This window comes from Halalkalibacter lacteus (genome assembly GCF_036663595.1).
Taxonomy (GTDB): Bacteria; Bacillota; Bacilli; order Bacillales; family Bacillaceae_D; genus Halalkalibacter; species Halalkalibacter lacteus.
Genome location: NZ_JAWRVL010000005.1, coordinates 15,530 through 32,417 on the forward strand (window position 1 = coordinate 15,530; position 16,888 = coordinate 32,417).

Genomic DNA, 16,888 nt, shown 5'->3' on the forward strand with positions numbered 1-16,888 from the left:
TAGTATGAACAGGAACTGAAAAATCATGTATGTTTTTGGGATGAGAGGTGCGGAGGTGTAAACTGGAGGATGGTAAAGAGATTTTTTTGTTTATTTTCTGGTCTTTCTGCCTCTAATTTCGGTCTTTCGCTCTCTTTAAGGATGAAACAAAAAACAAGGACGAAACCAATTTGGTTCCGTCCTCATTAAGCAGGAAATGCTCTACTTCGTTCCAAATAAACGATCGCCTGCGTCGCCTAGTCCTGGAACAATATAACCTTTTTCATTTAATTTCTCATCAAGCGCCGCTAAATAAATATCAACATCTGGATGCACTTCTTTTAAAATTTCGACTCCTTCCGGGGCAGCGACAAGACACATTAACTTAATTGTTTTTGCGCCACGCTTTTTCAAGCTATTGATTGCGTCAACAGCTGAACCGCCGGTAGCAAGCATTGGATCAATGACAATAAACTCACGCTCTTCTACATCAGTAGGAAGCTTGATATAATACTCAACTGGCTGTAACGTTTCAGGGTCACGGTACAAACCAACATGCCCCACTTTTGCAGCTGGAATCATTCGTAAAATTCCATCCGTCATGCCAAGACCGGCACGTAAGATCGGAACAAGTCCTAACTTTTTACCTGCGATTGTTTTAGAATGCGCTGTTCCAACAGGGGTTTCAACTGTTACATCTTGCAAAGGAAGATCACGAGTAATTTCAAACGCCATTAGGCCTGCTACTTCATCAACTAGCTCACGAAATTCTTTTGTTCCTGTTTTTTTATCACGAATGTACGTTAGTTTATGCTGAATTAAAGGGTGATCAAACACGAAAACTTTGCTCATAAGGTTTTTAGCTCCTTTATTCTTTCTCCATCCTTAAGGTGACACTTTACTTCTACAAGATTCTACATAAAAAGCTAGTCCCCTTCAAGGTTTATGAAAAGATTTCACGGAATCAGCTAGTTGAGGTAAGATTACGAATTTTCGCTTACTGGTTTATCTGCTATTTCTGCTAATTTGGTGTCATCTTCCAAAGGACTCGAACCACGATTTATTGGTGGAGTCAGTCTTTCTTGGCGAAACACGCTTAGTTCTTGGCCTTTCCGAGGACCTTGTTGGCTGTTCGACAATGCAACAAAAAAAAGCTGGACCATGGCCCAGCTTTTTTTCTCGCGATATAGTTGCAATGAACTCCGCCGCAACTCGACTGTATCAAGTTTAAAACCAAGCGATGACTTCGCTCATTACACTAACCTTTTGAAACGATCTCTTCTTATAGATGCGTATACATCGGGAACTTCCCTGTTAGGGCTGCTACTCGTGTACGCGCTTCTTCTAATTTTTCTTCATTATCTACATTTTTAAGAGTAAGCGCGATTAACGCACCGATTTCATCCATTGCTTCCGCGTCAAGTCCGCGCGATGTGACAGCTGCTGTTCCGATACGGATACCACTTGTCACAAATGGGCTTTCAGGATCGAATGGAATCGTATTTTTATTCGTTGTAATACCTACTTCATCAAGTGCCTTTTCAGCAATTTTCCCTGTTAGACCAAGCGAACGAAGGTCAAGAAGAAGAAGGTGATTATCTGTACCGTTTGAAACGAGGTCAATGCCTTCGCTCTTTAATTTTTCCCCTAGACGGTTGGCATTATCGATAATTGCTTGTCCATATTCTTTGAAATCAGGCGTTAGCACTTCGCCAAATGCAACAGCTTTTGCTGCAATGACATGCATTAATGGGCCACCTTGGATTCCAGGGAAAATTGATTTATCAATTTTCTTTCCGAATTGCTCTTCACATAAGATCATTCCACCACGTGGGCCACGAAGTGTCTTATGCGTTGTTGTCGTTACAAAATGTGCGTGCGGAACAGGATTTGGATGCAGGCCAGCTGCTACAAGACCAGCAATGTGAGCCATATCAACCATTAAATAAGCGCCAACCTCGTCAGCAATTTCACGGAATTTCGCAAAATCAATTTCACGCGGGTATGCACTTGCACCTGCAACAATTAACTTTGGTTGATGCTCTTTTGCTAGTTCTCTTACAACGTCATAATCTATGAATTGTGTTTCTTTATCAACACCATATTCTACAAAGTTATATTGAACACCACTAAAGTTAACTGGGCTACCATGCGTTAAGTGACCACCGTGTGATAGGTTCATGCCAAGTACGGTATCACCAGGATTTAAAATCGTAAAATAAACAGCCATATTTGCTTGTGCACCAGAGTGAGGTTGAACATTGACATATTCAGCACCGAAGATTTCTTTTGCACGATCACGCGCAATGTCCTCGACGATATCAACGTACTCGCAACCACCATAATAACGACGGCCAGGATAACCTTCCGCGTATTTGTTTGTTAAGACAGAACCTTGCGCCTCCATTACGGCTGCACTGACAAAGTTCTCAGACGCAATCAGTTCAATTTTATCGCGCTGACGTCCTAATTCTAACTCCACTGCTTCAAATACTTTCGGATCTTGATTTTGTAACGTATCTTGTTTCATCTCCAAACCCCTTCCCAAATCTTATCTTTCGTCTTTCTAACAACTGAACAACTTATTCGCTTTTATCTTACCACAAATATTCCTTGATTTCCGTACGAAATTACTCATTTTTTATATTTTATTCATGTTCATTCGTTTTCTCATAATTGGCTCGAATTCCCCCAATTAATTTTGGACGTGTTTTCGCCATAGTGAGATGCGCTTCTCCAATTGATGTAACGGTGCTTCTGATAGGAACGGCGACTTTTTTTAAATGCATGCCAATAAGTGTATCGCCAATATCAATTCCTGCTTCAGCTTCAATTTCCTCCACTAAAACAGGATGCTTCATTTTTGAAAAAGCATACGTCGCCATTGCTCCACCTGCTTTTCGAATGGGAATCGCTGAGACAATCTCATACCCTCGTTCTTTTGCTGTTTCTTCTTCGATCACAAGGGCACGATTTAAATGTTCACAACATTGAAATGCGAGCTGAACCCCTGTTTTTTGCTGAAGATTACAAAGCACATTGTAAATGCCCTTTGCCACTTCATGCGAGCCATTTGACCCAATATGTGAGCCGACCACTTCACTCGTACTTGTTCCAACGACAAGAAGAATTTGATTTGTTAGAGGGAATACTTGATGTAAATCTTCTAGCGCTTGTTTTGTCTCTTGCTCAATTGTTTCAATTGCAAAATTCATAACGCACCCTCCTTGCTTTTTTCATCCTTCGTAGTTCGTAATTTTGTCGACTCGAGTTGCGTGACGTCCACCTTCAAATTCCGTTTCAAGCCAAACACGCGCTATTTCCCTGGCAAGACCAGGACCAATGACGCGCTCTCCCATTGCTAACACATTCGTATCATTGTGTTCACGCGTCACTTTCGCTGTAAATAAATCATGAACGAGCGCACAGCGAATTCCTTTCACTTTATTGGCAGCAATTGACATCCCAATGCCTGTCCCACAAACAAGGATGCCGCGGTCAAACTCACCACTTGCCACTTTTTCTGCTACTGGAAGTGCGTAATCCGGATAATCGACAGATGTTTTGCAGTCACAGCCGAAATCTTCATACGAAATTTGCATGCCATCCATTAGTTGCTTTAGTTCCTCACGAATATGTATTCCACCATGATCTGATGCAATCGCTACTCTCATTGTTACCGGGTCCCCTTTTTAACTATTATTTGCTACAATGTACGCTAACTTTCTAAAAGTGTCAGCCCCACTAATTGGTACAAGATTCGATGGTTATCGCCTTTTTCATGACACAGTATTTGTGCGCTTGGGGTCCGACTCTTGGATTTGCTGCCTTGAAGTGGCTCCGCTCTCCGTTTCGATGTAAAGTTCTTATGCTGCGCTTTCCATTTCATTAATCACTTGCTCTTGTCGGTAGTCATGGAACCAATCTTGGGAACCGGCTGAGGTTTGTTCGACAATGGTCGCGACTTCTTATGACTCGTGAGTTGTTTTCTTTATTAATTCCATTTGTTGTTCCATCATATTCGAAAAATCCGTAATAAAAAAAAAAAGCAACTTCATGAACAGACTTCGCAATGACTTCCTTTTTACGAATGCTCACTCATTAGCTTGTTCGCTCCCCGCCATCCCAGTTCCATCTCAAGTAAGGTCTGATAATTTTTGAGTTAAGTCATCTAAACAACATTCAATTTGTTCAGCTGTCTGCCTATACGCTTCAATTGGTCCTCCAAATGGATCATCGATATCAAGATTGTTCGCCAACGGATCGACATACTCCTTAAGCGTAAAAAGATATTCGCTCACATGTGGATAAAAAAGCTTTATCATCTCTTTATGAGCGTTAGTCATCGTCAATATGATATCCGCCCAATCAAGCAAATCTTCCGTTAAAGGCTTAGACAGATGATTCGAACCAATCCCTTTTTCTGCGAGCACCGCTAACGTATTAGCAGATGCCGGGGAATTCGGAAATGCTTGGACACCTGCAGATTTCACTTGAATGCCACAACCGGCACGAGAACGTAATAACGCCTCAGCCAACGGACTTCTACACGTATTTCCAGTGCAAACAAATAATACGTTCTTCACGTAACAACCCACGTCCTTTCTGTTCTCAATACGATTTCGGCTTCACTATTCCCTACGATGCCATTCCCCTAATGTATTGTTCAAAACTAGTTCAATCTTATCATATTGCTTTTCAAAACGGTACAAGACTGGTGGAGAGTTTTGCCACTATTCAAAGTTGGCCCTACATCGGTAAAATGAGCTTAATTCCAAAGCCAATTAAAATAAATCCACCAAGTAGTTCTCCGTATGACCCGATATATTGCTTAAACCGCGAGCCCATTACTAGTCCAAGCCACGATAACACCATACTTACTAAGCCAATCATCAAAACCGTCAAAGCGGTTTTTGTTCCTAGCATCCCAAAGCCAAGTCCCGCTGAAAAACTATCTAAGCTAACACTGATCGCAAACAGAATTAAGCCAAATCCAACTGGCCGCATTGTCCGGTCATCATCTGACTTAAACGATGACAACGCCATCTGTAAGCCAATGATAAGCAAAAGTCCACCACCAATAAACGTAGCAATCATGCCAAAGTAATTTGATAGTAATTTACCCGTCGCCATGCCAAAAAGCGGCATAATAATATGAAATAAACCGATTATTACCCCAATATTAAAAATCTGCCTTAAACGTAAACCAAGCATTCCCATACCAAGAGCAACTGAAAAAGCATCCATTCCAAGTGCACTTGCCATGATAAACAGCGTCAACATCTCACTCATCCCACGACCACTCCTTGAACATGCTACTACAATGTATGCACGTCCAAAAAGAAATAGACACTTCTTTGGAACAGCTCCCAAAAATATGGAAACGACATCAACTACATTTAATTTATTAAGTTTAACTCAAAAGGGAAAGTGGTCTTTTTTCTTAATAATTATGAGCACGGGAAATCCTCACCCAATTCATTCATAGTGGCTGCTTTTTCAAGTCGGTTCATGATGGCGATTCCGAGGTGTTCATATGGGAAAACTTCGGAAAAGATAATGTCGGCCTCTTTTTCATCAAACATTCGTAAGCTTTCGTATAGTCCACTCGCGATAGATGCTAGATTTTCTCTACTTCCACAGGCAACAATTACATCAGCTTCGTACTTGTGTTCGTTTTCTGTTGTTGTTAAGACACCAACTCGTTTTCCTTCTTCTCGCGCTCGTTTGATTAGTGACGCGATTTTGGTTTGGTCTTCTACTAAATAGAGCGTACCAGTTGGCGAGTAGTGCGTGTACTTCATTCCTGGTGATAGCGGTGCAGCATTTTCTGAATGCAGTGATGGATCTAGGTGAACAGGACCGATAAGAGCTTCAATCTCCTCTTTCGTAACGCCGCCTGGTCGGTACAAAATCGGTGTTGGTTTTGAGCAATCAAGAACTGTTGATTCGACTCCCACGCCAGTTTGTCCGCCGTCAAGAATGCCAGCAATTCTCCCTTTTAAATCATGATACACATGCATTGCTGATGTTGGGCTTGGTTTTCCTGACAAGTTTGCACTCGGTGCTGCAACGGGCACATTCGCTTCTTGCAAAAGTGCTCTTGCAACAGGATGATCAGGGATTCGCACCGCCACTGTGTCGAGTCCAGCTGTTACACTTGGCGCAACTGTATCTTTCTTTTCCAAAATAATTGTTAATGGCCCAGGCCAAAAATGTTTCATTAGTGTATGAGCAACTTCAGGAATATCAGTAACAAGATCCGTTAGTTGATGTTGTTCAGCTATGTGGACAATCAGTGGATTATCGCTTGGACGTCCTTTTGCTTCAAATATTTTTTTCACAGCTTGTTCGTCTAACGCATTTGCCCCTAAGCCATAGACCGTTTCCGTCGGAAATGCTACAACCTCACCTTTTGTTATCCACAGCGCCGCTTCCTTTATCCACGTGAGGTTTTCTCCCCCACTAAAAAAGTTATCCACATTCCAACATTTCGTTTGTTTATAACTCACAGTTCATCTCTCCTATCTACTCCATTTTGCAAGGGATGTCTATTGATGTCAATAAAATGACTCATTTTCGACACAAACCCTTGCCATTCAAAGGGAATAACGAAAGATCTAAACAAATGCCCTCCTCTTTTCGACACTGTTCGCATTCATCACCTAAAAAAAGTTACCCACAGCTGTGGGTAACTTGTGGGTAACCATCTATATTTATCCAGTTATCAACAGATTAATCCAGTAATTCACATGCCCACACCTTAGTTTCGGCCTTTGCATTCCGTTTAAAATGTGGAGAACTTTGCACCGCGCTAGGCACATCTTTTTTTGCAACTTCACGAAAGCCTAATTGATGAAACAATGCATTTGTTCCCTTCGCACAAAGATACACCATTTCAATATGCTGCTCCTCGGCATATTTTAATGTCAGCTGTAAAAATTCCAAACTGAGCTTTGCATTCCAAATTGGAGAGTCTAATACAAGCGAGCGCAGCAGACCATTTTTTTTATATTGCTCGATTCCAACCGTTCCAATTAATTGCTCTTCTTGATCCTCAACAACAAGAAAACTTTTTATCGATTGATCAATTCCTTCATCACGCAAACCAGCTTTTGCAACCAACCTTTGAATAGGAAGCATGTCCTTCTCTTTCGCCTTCCGTACGACAATAGTCATTCGCTCCACCCTCTCTAAATCTAGTACTAGATATGTATGTGGAATGTGAAGCAAATATGCTAGAAAAACTTGGCTCCCGCTAGGTCCCTCTAATGCTAACTATCTTTCTTACTCTTATCTAATCGAAGATCGAACTCAGGCGTAAGCCTTCATCGTCCTTGCTCCCTAACCATTTTAACTCTCTTACCCAGAATACAGTAAGGTTAATCAAGTGATTACCCTTTTTAAACTTTTTCAGATGAAAAAATACGATCTACTAGTTTGGAAAAGATTTCTACTATAAAAAACGAAACTTCAATATTTTCTTCATCTTGCGAAACGGTTTCAACTTGTTCTGCGTCTTCCGTCTCTACTTCTGCTTCTACAGCATCACCGTTCGCCATATCAAGAAAACACAATGGCGGGAATAATACGCACCACCAGTTTTCACCTTTTCCTTCACCTAACGTAATGACTACCGCATCATATAAACCAGCTGGATAAACAATATTGCCATAAAGCTTTGTTGGAAATTGAACTTCTGAAAAACTGACTTCAAACGACTGCTCAAGCCCCATGTTATGTAACTCTTGTTCTACGATCTCTTCAATTTCTACTAGATTGTCTTCAATCATTGTTTTTGCTTCATTTAAATCATGAACACCCATAACCAATTCGGTAATTACCGCATTCACTTCATCACGAATATCGCGTTTTAACGCCTGATCTTTTACCGCATCGCTATTAGCAAGGATTCGCAAACGCACAGCCTCTTCTTGACTCACTTCATTATGTAAAGACGCAACCGCCACTGCATTTTGAGATTCCCAGTTCATGATAAGGACAAATAAAGAGAATAATAGATAAATAATAACATTTGGTTTCATTCGTAAGCACCGCCCCTTCACAAATCATTGTGGACAGGGAAGCAGAATTTTAAACAGAAACTATTCAAAAAAGATTGGGTTTTATCTTTTTTGAATAGTTTCGTAGCAGCGTGCGGAGCCAGTGCTACCTCCTCAGACTTCAACTAGATCCTCTTTTTAACATCTTCCCTTATTGATTCAATGATATCGTCTGATAAATTTGCTGGAATCGATGTTTCATCCTCAAAAAGCCAAGTATTAATAATTTCTAGATCAGATTTATTAAAAGTAATACGATAATCGTTATGATTGTGAGTAAAATCAGCTGTCACCGCTTCTTCGCCATCAAACCCGTCATCAATAATCATCTGTTTTATTTCATATGGTTTCACGATGCAATCTCCTTTTTTCATTCTTTATCATGTATATAGAGTTAACTTCATATTGTCGTTTATTCATTTTTTCTCAAAGAAAAAAGCGTTCCTTTACGTCCTCGGCTCGGAAAAATTAATTTTAATAGCTCACATATATCTGAAGAAGCACTTCCCTTTTCTTTCTGTCACCGACTCTCTACATAATTAATATAGAAAAAGAATGAAACCTTTACGATTTCATTCTCTCAATACTTGTATGCCAGACAGCCCATTTTCATCAACTTCTCATATCCCCATAAGCAAATACCATGCGTTCCTTGCCATTGATATCAACTTTTATTTCAGTCGTTGCATGAGGGAACGTCGATACGAGCATTTTTCTGACGACCTCAGCTTGGCCAACCCCAACTTCAAAAGCAACTAAGCTCTGCTCTTTCAACACGTGTGGAAGTTGCTCCATGAAACGTCTGTACAAATCAAGCCCATCCTCCCCACCAAATAACGCCAAATGAGGTTCGTGATCTCTGACATGAACAGCTAGACCGGGCGCATCACTGAGCGGTATATACGGGGGATTGGATACGACCGCCTCCACTTGCACACTTTCCTCTAGCAAAGGCGTGAGTAAATCACCATGCTTGAATGTAACCTGAGCCTCAAGTTCCTTTGCGTTACGCTTTGCAACGTCAAGTGCTTCTGCCGAAATATCAACAGCCAAAACGTCTAACGTTTCATCCTCAAGCGCAAGCGTAATCGAAATCGCTCCGCTTCCTGTCCCAACATCAACAAGCTTTATTTTTTCTTTTTGAAAAAGTTTCTGTTTTAGCTCCGTGACTGCTACGACTAACTCTTCTGTTTCAGGCCGCGGTATTAGCACATGTTTATTCACGATAAAGCGTCTCCCATAAAATTCTTCATAGCCGATAATATGCTGAACAGGTTCTCCTTGCGCGTGACGTTCAAGATCTTTTTCGAATCTTGTTACTAGTTCAAGTTCGATTGCTTCGTCCAGTATCATGAACAGCTTTGCGCGATTGGCTTGATAGTAATGACGAAGCAACCACTCAGCAACTGGTTGTTCGAGGTTACGCTCCTTTAAAAAAGAAGAAGCCCATTTAAGGGCCTCACGAATGGTCATTTGTTTCATCTTACTGCTCTGCATTTTGCATCGCTTCCGCTTGCTCTTCCAAAATTAATGCATCGATAATTTCATCTAGCTTCCCTTGCAAAATTTGCTCAAGCTTCTGAATCGTAAGTCCGATACGGTGATCGGTTACACGACTTTGCGGGAAGTTATACGTCCGAATTCGTTCTGAACGGTCCCCTGTACCAACAGCAAGCTTACGATTTTGATCGTATTCTGCTTGCACTTCACGATTGATTTTATCGTAAACACGTGCACGAAGAACTTTCATCGCCTTTTCTTTGTTCTTAATTTGTGACTTTTCGTCCTGACACGATACAACCGTGTTCGTTGGTATATGCGTTAGGCGAACAGCAGACATCGTCGTATTAACACTCTGTCCACCTGGGCCACTAGATGTGAACGTATCCGTACGAATATCTTTGTCATGTATTTCAACTTCCACTTCTTCTGCTTCAGGCAAGACGGCAACTGTGGCCGTTGATGTATGAATACGTCCGCCAGATTCGGTTGACGGAACACGTTGAACACGATGGGCACCGTTCTCATACTTTAGCTTTGAATAAGCACCAGCACCATTGACACTGAAAATAATTTCCTTAAAGCCGCCAAGTTCTGTAGTCGTTGACTCAATCACATCTGTCTTCCAGCCTTGTGCTTCAGCAAAACGGCTGTACATTTTGTAAAGGTCGCCAGCAAACAGCTGCGCCTCATCTCCACCAGCAGCCCCGCGAATCTCAACGATTACGTTTTTATCATCGTTCGGGTCCTTTGGAAGAAGTAGAATTCTCAATTTCGCTTCAAGCTTTTCTTTTTGATCGGCAAGCTCTTCAATTTCTTCTTTCACCATTGCATACATTTCATCATCAAGCTTTTCATCCAGCATCGCTCTCGCATCTTTATGCTGTCCATTTACTTCTTTATATTCACGATATGTTTGGACAGTCTCTTGAATATCTGATTGTTCCTTTGAGTACTCACGTAACTTTTTTGTATCATTTATTACATCGGGATCACTAAGTAATTCATTTAGTCGATCATAACGATCTTCTACTGATTGCAAACGCTCTAACACGGCTTTTCACCTCATTAAGATTTTCCAGTGTATAACAGTCTAATTATAGTATACAGAAACAGTCGGGTCAATGTGAGAGGACATTCAAAAAGGCCGATTTTTACCTTTTTGAATGTCCTCGATGCAATGAGCGGCGCCGCCGTTATCTTTTAAGCTTTTTGAGCGACCTTCTCAAAAAGCGCACGGCGAGCAGAGCCATTGCCATTGCCACTTCTACTCTCTCAGCAAAAAGGCCGATTTTTAGAGGCCACTGAAAAAGGTTGCTTTTTAACTTTTTCAGTGGCCTCGATTTTTACCTTTTTGGCGCAACCTCTTTTTATCATGTCCTAGTAGTCTCCCCATTTTTTGCTTAACTACAAGTGAAATGGGGAAAAGTAACATGAAAAGGAGTGATGTCGATGAAGTACGTGATTATCGGTGGAGATGCTGCTGGTATGAGTGCCGCGATGCAAATTGTTCGAGGAGATGAGTCAGCAGAGGTTACGACTCTTGAAATGGGTGAAATTTATTCTTATGCTCAATGCGGACTTCCTTATGTCGCTGGCGGCGTGATTGATTCTTTTGATTCACTTATTGCTCGTTCGGTTGATACGTTCCGCAATAAATACGGCATTGACGCTCGTATCAATCATGAAGTGAAGGCTGTTGATGTAGAAAAGAAACTTGTGTCCGGTAATGGTTTTTCTGTGAGCTATGATAAGCTGCTCGTAGCAACAGGGGCAAGCCCCATTGTTCCTCCGTGGGATGGAGCCGATTTACAAGGGATTCATTCTGTTAAAACGATTCCCGACACAAAAGCATTAGTCGCAGATTTAGATGGCGTTTCTCGGATTGCTGTCATTGGCGGAGGCTATATCGGACTTGAGATGGCTGAGAACTTTGTTGAACTTGGCAAAGAGGTAACAATCATCGAGCGCGGAGAACGCTTAGCTGGAATTTTTGATAAAGAAGTTAGTGAAAAAATCGGTGAAGAAGCGCAAAAGCACGGAGTCTCTCTACGTCTGAATGAATCGGTCGAGTCATTTCAAGGTGGAAGCAGCGGCCGAGTTGAGCAAATTGTGACCGATAAAGGAACATTGGAAGCTGATCTCGTTGTTGTCGCCATTGGTGTGAAGCCGAATACAAGTTTTCTAGAAGGAACAGGCATTCATTTGCATGAAAACGGCGCGATTAAAGTGAATCGATTTATGGAAACAAATATTCGTGATGTTTACGCAGCCGGAGATTGTGCGACTCAGTATCACCTCGTGAAAGAGCGAGATGATTATATCCCACTAGGCACACATGCGAATAAACAAGGACGACTCGCCGGACACGCGATGATTGGCGCCCCTCGTCCATTCCAAGGAATAGTTGGCACGTCGATCATTAAGTTTTTTAACTTGACGCTAGCGCGGACTGGCTTATCCGAAGCGGAGATTGAGGCACAAGGCTATCCCTTTAAGACGGTTACCGCATCGATACCGCATATTGCCGGTTACTATCCAGAACCGAAAAAGATGGATATCCGCCTTAGTTACCATGCAGAGTCCGAGGTATTGCTCGGTGGACAGATCATCGGCGAAGCGGGCGTTGATAAACGAATCGATGTGCTCGCAACCGCTCTTTATCACAGGATGAGGATATCTGAGCTAGAAGACTTAGATTTAGCATATGCCCCACCCTACAACGGCGTGTGGGATCCTATTCAGCAAGTCGCGAGAAGGAAGAAGTAAGTGCGTAGTGCGGCGTGGGGACTATGGAGCGCCCCATACCGCTTCCGCTTCGCTTTTACGCATAAAAAACCGCTGATATCATCTAAACACTCGCTATAAAAGGCTGTTCGCTGTTATTTTAGGAATATAGCTGATATATTTTGATTTTCGCTGTTATATTTCGAAAATCGCTGTTATATTTTCGTTTTCGCTGTTATATTTCGAAAATCGCGATTAAATTTTCTCACCTTTCTCACCTTCAAGTCATAACCCCTCTCTTTAATAAAAAATCCATTTTCAAGCAGGAATTCCTAACTATTTTGTCGTAATATTGAATCAAAACAGTAGTGAGGTGAGGCTATGATTATTAAAAAAAGAGAAATTCCACTCCACATCAAGAAGTTACAAGCTCTTCTTCGACGAACACCACCAAACCATCCAAAGATCCCTGCAATCAAAGAAACACTCGCAAAACGATTAGCCGGTTATCGAGGCGAAAATTCAATTGATTATCCTTTAAGCTTCCTTCCAGAACATCGATATTTTATCATTCATGATCTTCGACTCCTTCATAATATTTATTACTTCCAAATCGATTCACTCGTCATTTCGCAAAATTTCATCTTACTCTTAGAAGTAAAAAACATCGCTGGTACCCTATTTTTCGATCCATCCTTTAACCAGCTTATCCGAACTCTTGATGAAAAAGAGGATCGCTTTCCTGATCCGCTTATCCAAACACAAAGACAGGAATTTCAATTAAGAGAATGGTTACAAACTCATAAATTCCCCGATATCCCCCTAATCTCTTTTGTTGTCATAAGCCATCCTCAAGCCATCATTCGAACAACACCGGAAAACAAGAAAATTGCTCAAAAGGTATCCCATCTCGATGCATTACCTGGTAAATTGCAACACCTAAATAACTCGTATCAAGACGAAAAATACTCCGAAAAAGAAATCAAAAAGCTCATAAGGCTTATTTTAAAACAACATACTCCGAGAGAGGCTGCGATCTTAGAACAATTTCAATTAACCAAAAAGGAACTTCTAAGTGGCGTCCAATGTCCTAACTGCACTTACTTGCCAATGAAACGTATTCATGGAAACTGGTTTTGCCCAACATGCTTAATCAAAACGAAAAATGCTCATTTTGATGCTTTAACAGACTATTCTCTTCTATTCAGTACTACCATTACCAACAGCGAGGCCATGGACTTTCTTCAAGTAGCTTCACCATTTGTCTGTAACCGTCTTCTCCACTCTACTAGCTTTAGCTACACCGGTTCGAAAAAAGGACGTACTTACTTTCTGATCGAAGGTTGAAAACACAATTATTTCCCGGGACAAGAATCGACAATAACTCATACATTTATCAAAAAAAGAACGCCCGACCTAGGCGTCCTTCTCACTTACATGCAACTGGTAACTGGGAATCTCCAGCAGAAGAGACCGCTTTAACTTTCCCATTGTTTCTTTCTTATTTTCTTCATCCATTCCTGCTGGTGGAGTCACATTGACAAAAGCATGACTGCCAGCAATAACGACCACACCTGCATTCATTCCATATTCGTCTTCAATAATATGGCGAATCAACTCTTGATCATTTCCTAGATGTCTACGTTCTCTATTGAGCGTTTTAAAGCTAGTCCCTGAATTTATTTCACCCATATGATCATACGTCGGGGTTTGGCGATACAAGCTTCCATAGTTAATGGGCCCTGGTCCGAGCAAGCCATATGCAACTGACCCCTTCGCTTGTGATTGGACGGTCTTACTTTGCGCCTGTGGTGGCTCTGGATCATTGCAACCAGTCACTAGAAAAAGACCGACCGCAACACAGCTTAACCATTTTTTGTCCATGTCAGAACACCTCCATGCTACCGAAATGGGCTGTATGAATAGTATGCCCAAACATCTTCCGTATCTCGCTGTTAGATTTGACCAGACTTAACAGCAAAATCAGATAAACATTGTGGTTTATTCGGCACTTCATGGCAATGACGACAACGCGGCTCATATGATTCTGATGCACCAACAAGAATAACTGGATCCGTATACGAGGCTGGCTTGCCGTCAATTAAGCGCTGCGTTCGGCTAGCTGGAGATCCGCAACAAGGACAAACAGCTTGTAGCTTAGTGACTTCTTCCGCTAATGCCATTAAACGCTGAATCGGTCCAAATGGTTCGCCGCGAAAGTCTTGGTCAAGACCTGCACAAATGACGCGAACTCCGCTACATGCAAGCTTATCGACGACGGCGAGAATGTCTTCATCAAAAAATTGCACCTCGTCAATCGCCACAACTTGCGTATCCTCTTTCACTATATCTAAAATGTCTAAAGAGTTGGCTACTGGAGTTGCGAGAACCTTCGTTCCGTTATGAGAAACCACTTCTTCTTCACTATAACGGTTATCCAATTCCGGTTTAAATACTTGGACACGAAGCTTCCCAAAACTAACTCGGCGAACTCGTCTAATGAGTTCCTCTGATTTCCCTGAAAACATACTCCCGCAAATGACTTCAATCCAGCCTTCTTGTTTCATAACGTGCATCTTATTAACCCCACCTTACAACTTAAATATATACGTTTATCTTACCGGTCTCAGCGCCCGTAAATGTTTGAATTTTTTCCTAATTAACACGTAGCTATCAATAGTATGTGCAAAAAAAACAGGCAAGAGCTGTGCGCTTGCCTGTTCGTCTATACAATTTACTTCATGTTGTATTTCTTCTTGAACTTGTCAACACGTCCACCAATATCAGTAAGCTTTTGCTTACCAGTGTAGAACGGGTGAGAATCCGAGCTGATTTCAACTTTTAGAAGTGGGTATGTGTTGCCATCTTCCCATTCAACTGTTTCAGCTGATCCTTTAGTTGAACCAGATAGAAACTTAAAACCAGTGCTTGTATCCAAGAATACCACTTTTTGGTATTTAGGGTGAATTCCTTGTTTCATTACTTTCATCTCCTTTTGCCCTGAATCTCTTCGAAACAGAGTTATCTAAATCACACATGTCGAAATTATAACAAGTTGACCAATAAAAATCAACTCAATTTTCAATAGAAAAACTTGGCTTCTGCCAGGTAGCTTCTAAAAAAAGGATCGAGTGTTGCCTTCTGTCTACAATTACGAACGTTTCCCTCTTCGTTTCATTTCTTCATCCATCGCTTCAAAGAAGTCGACATTTGTCTTCGTTTCTTTCACGCGCTTAATAAATTGATCAACAAATTCTGGTGAATCTGTCATCGTTTTGCGAATGGCCCATAGTTTGTCTAGCTGACTTTTTGGCAAAAGAAGTTCTTCTTTCCGTGTACCAGAACGACGAATATCGATTGATGGAAAGATGCGGCGTTCAGCCAATTTACGGTCAAGATGCAATTCCATGTTTCCTGTACCTTTAAATTCCTCGTAAATGACATCATCCATACGAGAACCTGTTTCAACAAGGGCTGTCGCTAAAATCGTTAAGCTTCCGCCTTCTTCAATGTTACGAGCTGCCCCGAAGAAACGCTTCGGACGATGAAAAGCCGCTGGGTCAATACCACCAGATAATGTACGGCCACTTGGTGGAATCACAAGGTTATAAGCTCTTGCTAAACGAGTGATACTATCCATAAGGATGACGACATCTTTTTTATGCTCAACAAGTCTCATTGCTCGCTCAAGAACAAGCTCTGCTACTTTTATATGATTTTCTGGAACTTCATCAAACGTTGAGCTGACGACTTCTGCTTTTACAGAACGTTCGATATCGGTAACTTCCTCAGGACGCTCATCAATCAAAAGAACAATGAGTTCCACATCAGGATGATTTTCCGCTATGCAATTAGCTACTTCTTTCATCAACGATGTTTTTCCGGCTTTTGGAGGAGCGACGATCAATCCACGTTGACCAAAACCAACTGGGGAAATCATATCAATGATACGAGAAGAAACACGGCCTGGCACAGTTTCAAGTTCAATCTTTTGCTCAGGATAAAGCGGTGTTAAAGCTGGAAAATAAGGACGATCTCGTGATGTTTCTGGTGCATCACCATTAACAGCTTCTACATGCAATAATCCGTGATACCGTTCATTTTCTTTCGGTGGTCGTACCTTACCTGAAACTTTGTCTCCATTTCGTAAATCAAAGCGACGAATTTGCGAAGCTGAAATATAAATATCTTCAGAACTTGGCATGTAATTAATCGGTCTTAGGAACCCGAAACCTTCTGTCTGAATAATTTCAAGAACACCTTCCATAAACATAAGGCCATCTTGCTCTGCTTGTCCTTTAAGGATCGCAAAAATCAATTCTTTTTTTGTCAATTTACTGTAATAGGATACTTTGTACTCTTTAGCAAGTCCATAAAGCTCTTTAAGCTTCATACTCTCTAACTCTGAGATATTTACTCCCATTCATAACACCACACTTCTATAGGTAATAAATCCATTCACACGTATACTTCTCGCGCAAAACCGGATTAATGTTTGTTCTTAGTCAACAGGAAACATACAACGTTATGCATCCTCACTATTCTAGTAATCTTATACTTTAAACTTTAAGGAATTCATTCATAAAGTGTAAAGGAAGAATCGAGGTTTCTTGGAGATG

18 protein-coding genes are annotated in these 16,888 nt (G+C 41.3%); 2 read left to right on the forward strand and 16 right to left on the reverse strand.

Going from position 1 to position 16,888, the window contains the following annotated elements; genetic code table 11:
* Positions 1–201: 201 nt before the first annotated feature.
* The 12 genes from upp to prfA form a co-directional block, all read right to left on the reverse strand.
* Positions 202–831, reverse strand: coding sequence for a uracil phosphoribosyltransferase (gene upp, locus SAZ04_RS05025; RefSeq protein ID WP_332692011.1), 630 nt, complete (start codon positions 829–831; stop codon positions 202–204).
* A gap of 430 nt (positions 832–1,261) precedes the next feature.
* The gene (glyA, locus tag SAZ04_RS05030) at positions 1,262–2,509 is read right to left on the reverse strand and encodes a serine hydroxymethyltransferase (protein WP_332692014.1); all 1,248 of its coding nucleotides are present in this window, start codon (positions 2,507–2,509) and stop codon (positions 1,262–1,264) included.
* 118 nt (positions 2,510–2,627) lie between these two features.
* Complete coding sequence (locus SAZ04_RS05035; RefSeq protein ID WP_431308965.1) at positions 2,628–3,182, reverse strand: TIGR01440 family protein; 555 nt, start codon at positions 3,180–3,182, stop codon at positions 2,628–2,630.
* 33 nt (positions 3,183–3,215) lie between these two features.
* Positions 3,216–3,653 (reverse strand): ribose 5-phosphate isomerase B, encoded by a 438-nt coding sequence (gene rpiB, locus SAZ04_RS05040; protein ID WP_332692020.1) that lies wholly within the window; start codon positions 3,651–3,653, stop codon positions 3,216–3,218.
* Between the two features lie 462 nt (positions 3,654–4,115).
* The gene (locus tag SAZ04_RS05045) at positions 4,116–4,565 is read right to left on the reverse strand and encodes a low molecular weight protein arginine phosphatase (protein ID WP_332692023.1); all 450 of its coding nucleotides are present in this window, start codon (positions 4,563–4,565) and stop codon (positions 4,116–4,118) included.
* Between the two features lie 163 nt (positions 4,566–4,728).
* Complete coding sequence (locus SAZ04_RS05050) at positions 4,729–5,271, reverse strand: manganese efflux pump MntP (protein WP_332692028.1); 543 nt, start codon at positions 5,269–5,271, stop codon at positions 4,729–4,731.
* 158 nt (positions 5,272–5,429) lie between these two features.
* Entirely contained in the window at positions 5,430–6,491 is a 1,062-nt protein-coding gene (locus tag SAZ04_RS05055; RefSeq protein ID WP_332692030.1) for an L-threonylcarbamoyladenylate synthase, read from the reverse strand.
* Between the two features lie 223 nt (positions 6,492–6,714).
* Positions 6,715–7,158 carry a GNAT family protein gene (locus SAZ04_RS05060; protein WP_332692032.1) on the reverse strand — a complete coding sequence of 148 codons (444 nt, stop codon included), beginning with the start codon at positions 7,156–7,158 and terminating at the stop codon, positions 6,715–6,717.
* A gap of 224 nt (positions 7,159–7,382) precedes the next feature.
* A complete protein-coding gene (spoIIR, locus tag SAZ04_RS05065) occupies positions 7,383–8,024 on the reverse strand; it encodes a stage II sporulation protein R (RefSeq protein ID WP_332692034.1) in 642 nt (213 codons plus the stop codon).
* A 143-nt stretch (positions 8,025–8,167) separates the two neighbouring features.
* The gene (locus tag SAZ04_RS05070) at positions 8,168–8,395 is read right to left on the reverse strand and encodes a hypothetical protein (protein ID WP_332692036.1); all 228 of its coding nucleotides are present in this window, start codon (positions 8,393–8,395) and stop codon (positions 8,168–8,170) included.
* Positions 8,396–8,654: 259 nt separating this feature from the next.
* Entirely contained in the window at positions 8,655–9,515 is an 861-nt protein-coding gene (gene prmC / locus SAZ04_RS05075; protein WP_332692438.1) for a peptide chain release factor N(5)-glutamine methyltransferase, read from the reverse strand.
* A gap of 10 nt (positions 9,516–9,525) precedes the next feature.
* Positions 9,526–10,596 carry a peptide chain release factor 1 gene (gene prfA, locus SAZ04_RS05080; protein ID WP_332692039.1) on the reverse strand — a complete coding sequence of 357 codons (1,071 nt, stop codon included), beginning with the start codon at positions 10,594–10,596 and terminating at the stop codon, positions 9,526–9,528.
* A 398-nt stretch (positions 10,597–10,994) separates the two neighbouring features.
* On the opposite strand from prfA, the gene SAZ04_RS05085 reads away from it, so the two are divergent.
* Both SAZ04_RS05085 and SAZ04_RS05090 read left to right on the forward strand, forming a co-directional pair.
* Entirely contained in the window at positions 10,995–12,311 is a 1,317-nt protein-coding gene (locus SAZ04_RS05085) for an FAD-dependent oxidoreductase (RefSeq protein WP_332692042.1), read from the forward strand.
* A 339-nt stretch (positions 12,312–12,650) separates the two neighbouring features.
* Complete coding sequence (locus tag SAZ04_RS05090; RefSeq protein ID WP_332692045.1) at positions 12,651–13,616, forward strand: nuclease-related domain-containing protein; 966 nt, start codon at positions 12,651–12,653, stop codon at positions 13,614–13,616.
* Positions 13,617–13,685: 69 nt separating this feature from the next.
* Here SAZ04_RS05090 and SAZ04_RS05095 read toward each other — a convergent pair whose 3' ends face one another.
* From SAZ04_RS05095 to rho, 4 genes are all read right to left on the reverse strand, one after another.
* Complete coding sequence (locus SAZ04_RS05095) at positions 13,686–14,153, reverse strand: hypothetical protein (RefSeq protein ID WP_332692048.1); 468 nt, start codon at positions 14,151–14,153, stop codon at positions 13,686–13,688.
* Between the two features lie 71 nt (positions 14,154–14,224).
* Positions 14,225–14,845 carry a thymidine kinase gene (locus tag SAZ04_RS05100; protein WP_332692051.1) on the reverse strand — a complete coding sequence of 207 codons (621 nt, stop codon included), beginning with the start codon at positions 14,843–14,845 and terminating at the stop codon, positions 14,225–14,227.
* A gap of 158 nt (positions 14,846–15,003) precedes the next feature.
* Positions 15,004–15,249 carry a type B 50S ribosomal protein L31 gene (locus SAZ04_RS05105; protein ID WP_332692054.1) on the reverse strand — a complete coding sequence of 82 codons (246 nt, stop codon included), beginning with the start codon at positions 15,247–15,249 and terminating at the stop codon, positions 15,004–15,006.
* A 171-nt stretch (positions 15,250–15,420) separates the two neighbouring features.
* Positions 15,421–16,692, reverse strand: coding sequence for a transcription termination factor Rho (rho, locus tag SAZ04_RS05110; protein WP_332692057.1), 1,272 nt, complete (start codon positions 16,690–16,692; stop codon positions 15,421–15,423).
* Positions 16,693–16,888: the final 196 nt, after the last annotated feature.

Coding starts and splice junctions, on each gene's coding strand:
- upp (WP_332692011.1), bottom strand. CDS start 831: ATGAGCAAAGTTTTCGTGTTTGATCACCCTTTAATTCAGCATAAACTA.
- glyA (WP_332692014.1), bottom strand. CDS start 2,509: ATGAAACAAGATACGTTACAAAATCAAGATCCGAAAGTATTTGAAGCA.
- rpiB (WP_332692020.1), bottom strand. CDS start 3,653: ATGAGAGTAGCGATTGCATCAGATCATGGTGGAATACATATTCGTGAG.
- SAZ04_RS05050 (WP_332692028.1), bottom strand. CDS start 5,271: ATGAGTGAGATGTTGACGCTGTTTATCATGGCAAGTGCACTTGGAATG.
- SAZ04_RS05060 (WP_332692032.1), bottom strand. CDS start 7,158: ATGACTATTGTCGTACGGAAGGCGAAAGAGAAGGACATGCTTCCTATT.
- spoIIR (WP_332692034.1), bottom strand. CDS start 8,024: ATGAAACCAAATGTTATTATTTATCTATTATTCTCTTTATTTGTCCTT.
- prmC (WP_332692438.1), bottom strand. CDS start 9,515: ATGACCATTCGTGAGGCCCTTAAATGGGCTTCTTCTTTTTTAAAGGAG.
- SAZ04_RS05085 (WP_332692042.1), top strand. CDS start 10,995: ATGAAGTACGTGATTATCGGTGGAGATGCTGCTGGTATGAGTGCCGCG.
- SAZ04_RS05090 (WP_332692045.1), top strand. CDS start 12,651: ATGATTATTAAAAAAAGAGAAATTCCACTCCACATCAAGAAGTTACAA.
- SAZ04_RS05095 (WP_332692048.1), bottom strand. CDS start 14,153: ATGGACAAAAAATGGTTAAGCTGTGTTGCGGTCGGTCTTTTTCTAGTG.
- SAZ04_RS05100 (WP_332692051.1), bottom strand. CDS start 14,845: ATGCACGTTATGAAACAAGAAGGCTGGATTGAAGTCATTTGCGGGAGT.
- SAZ04_RS05105 (WP_332692054.1), bottom strand. CDS start 15,249: ATGAAACAAGGAATTCACCCTAAATACCAAAAAGTGGTATTCTTGGAT.
- rho (WP_332692057.1), bottom strand. CDS start 16,692: ATGGGAGTAAATATCTCAGAGTTAGAGAGTATGAAGCTTAAAGAGCTT.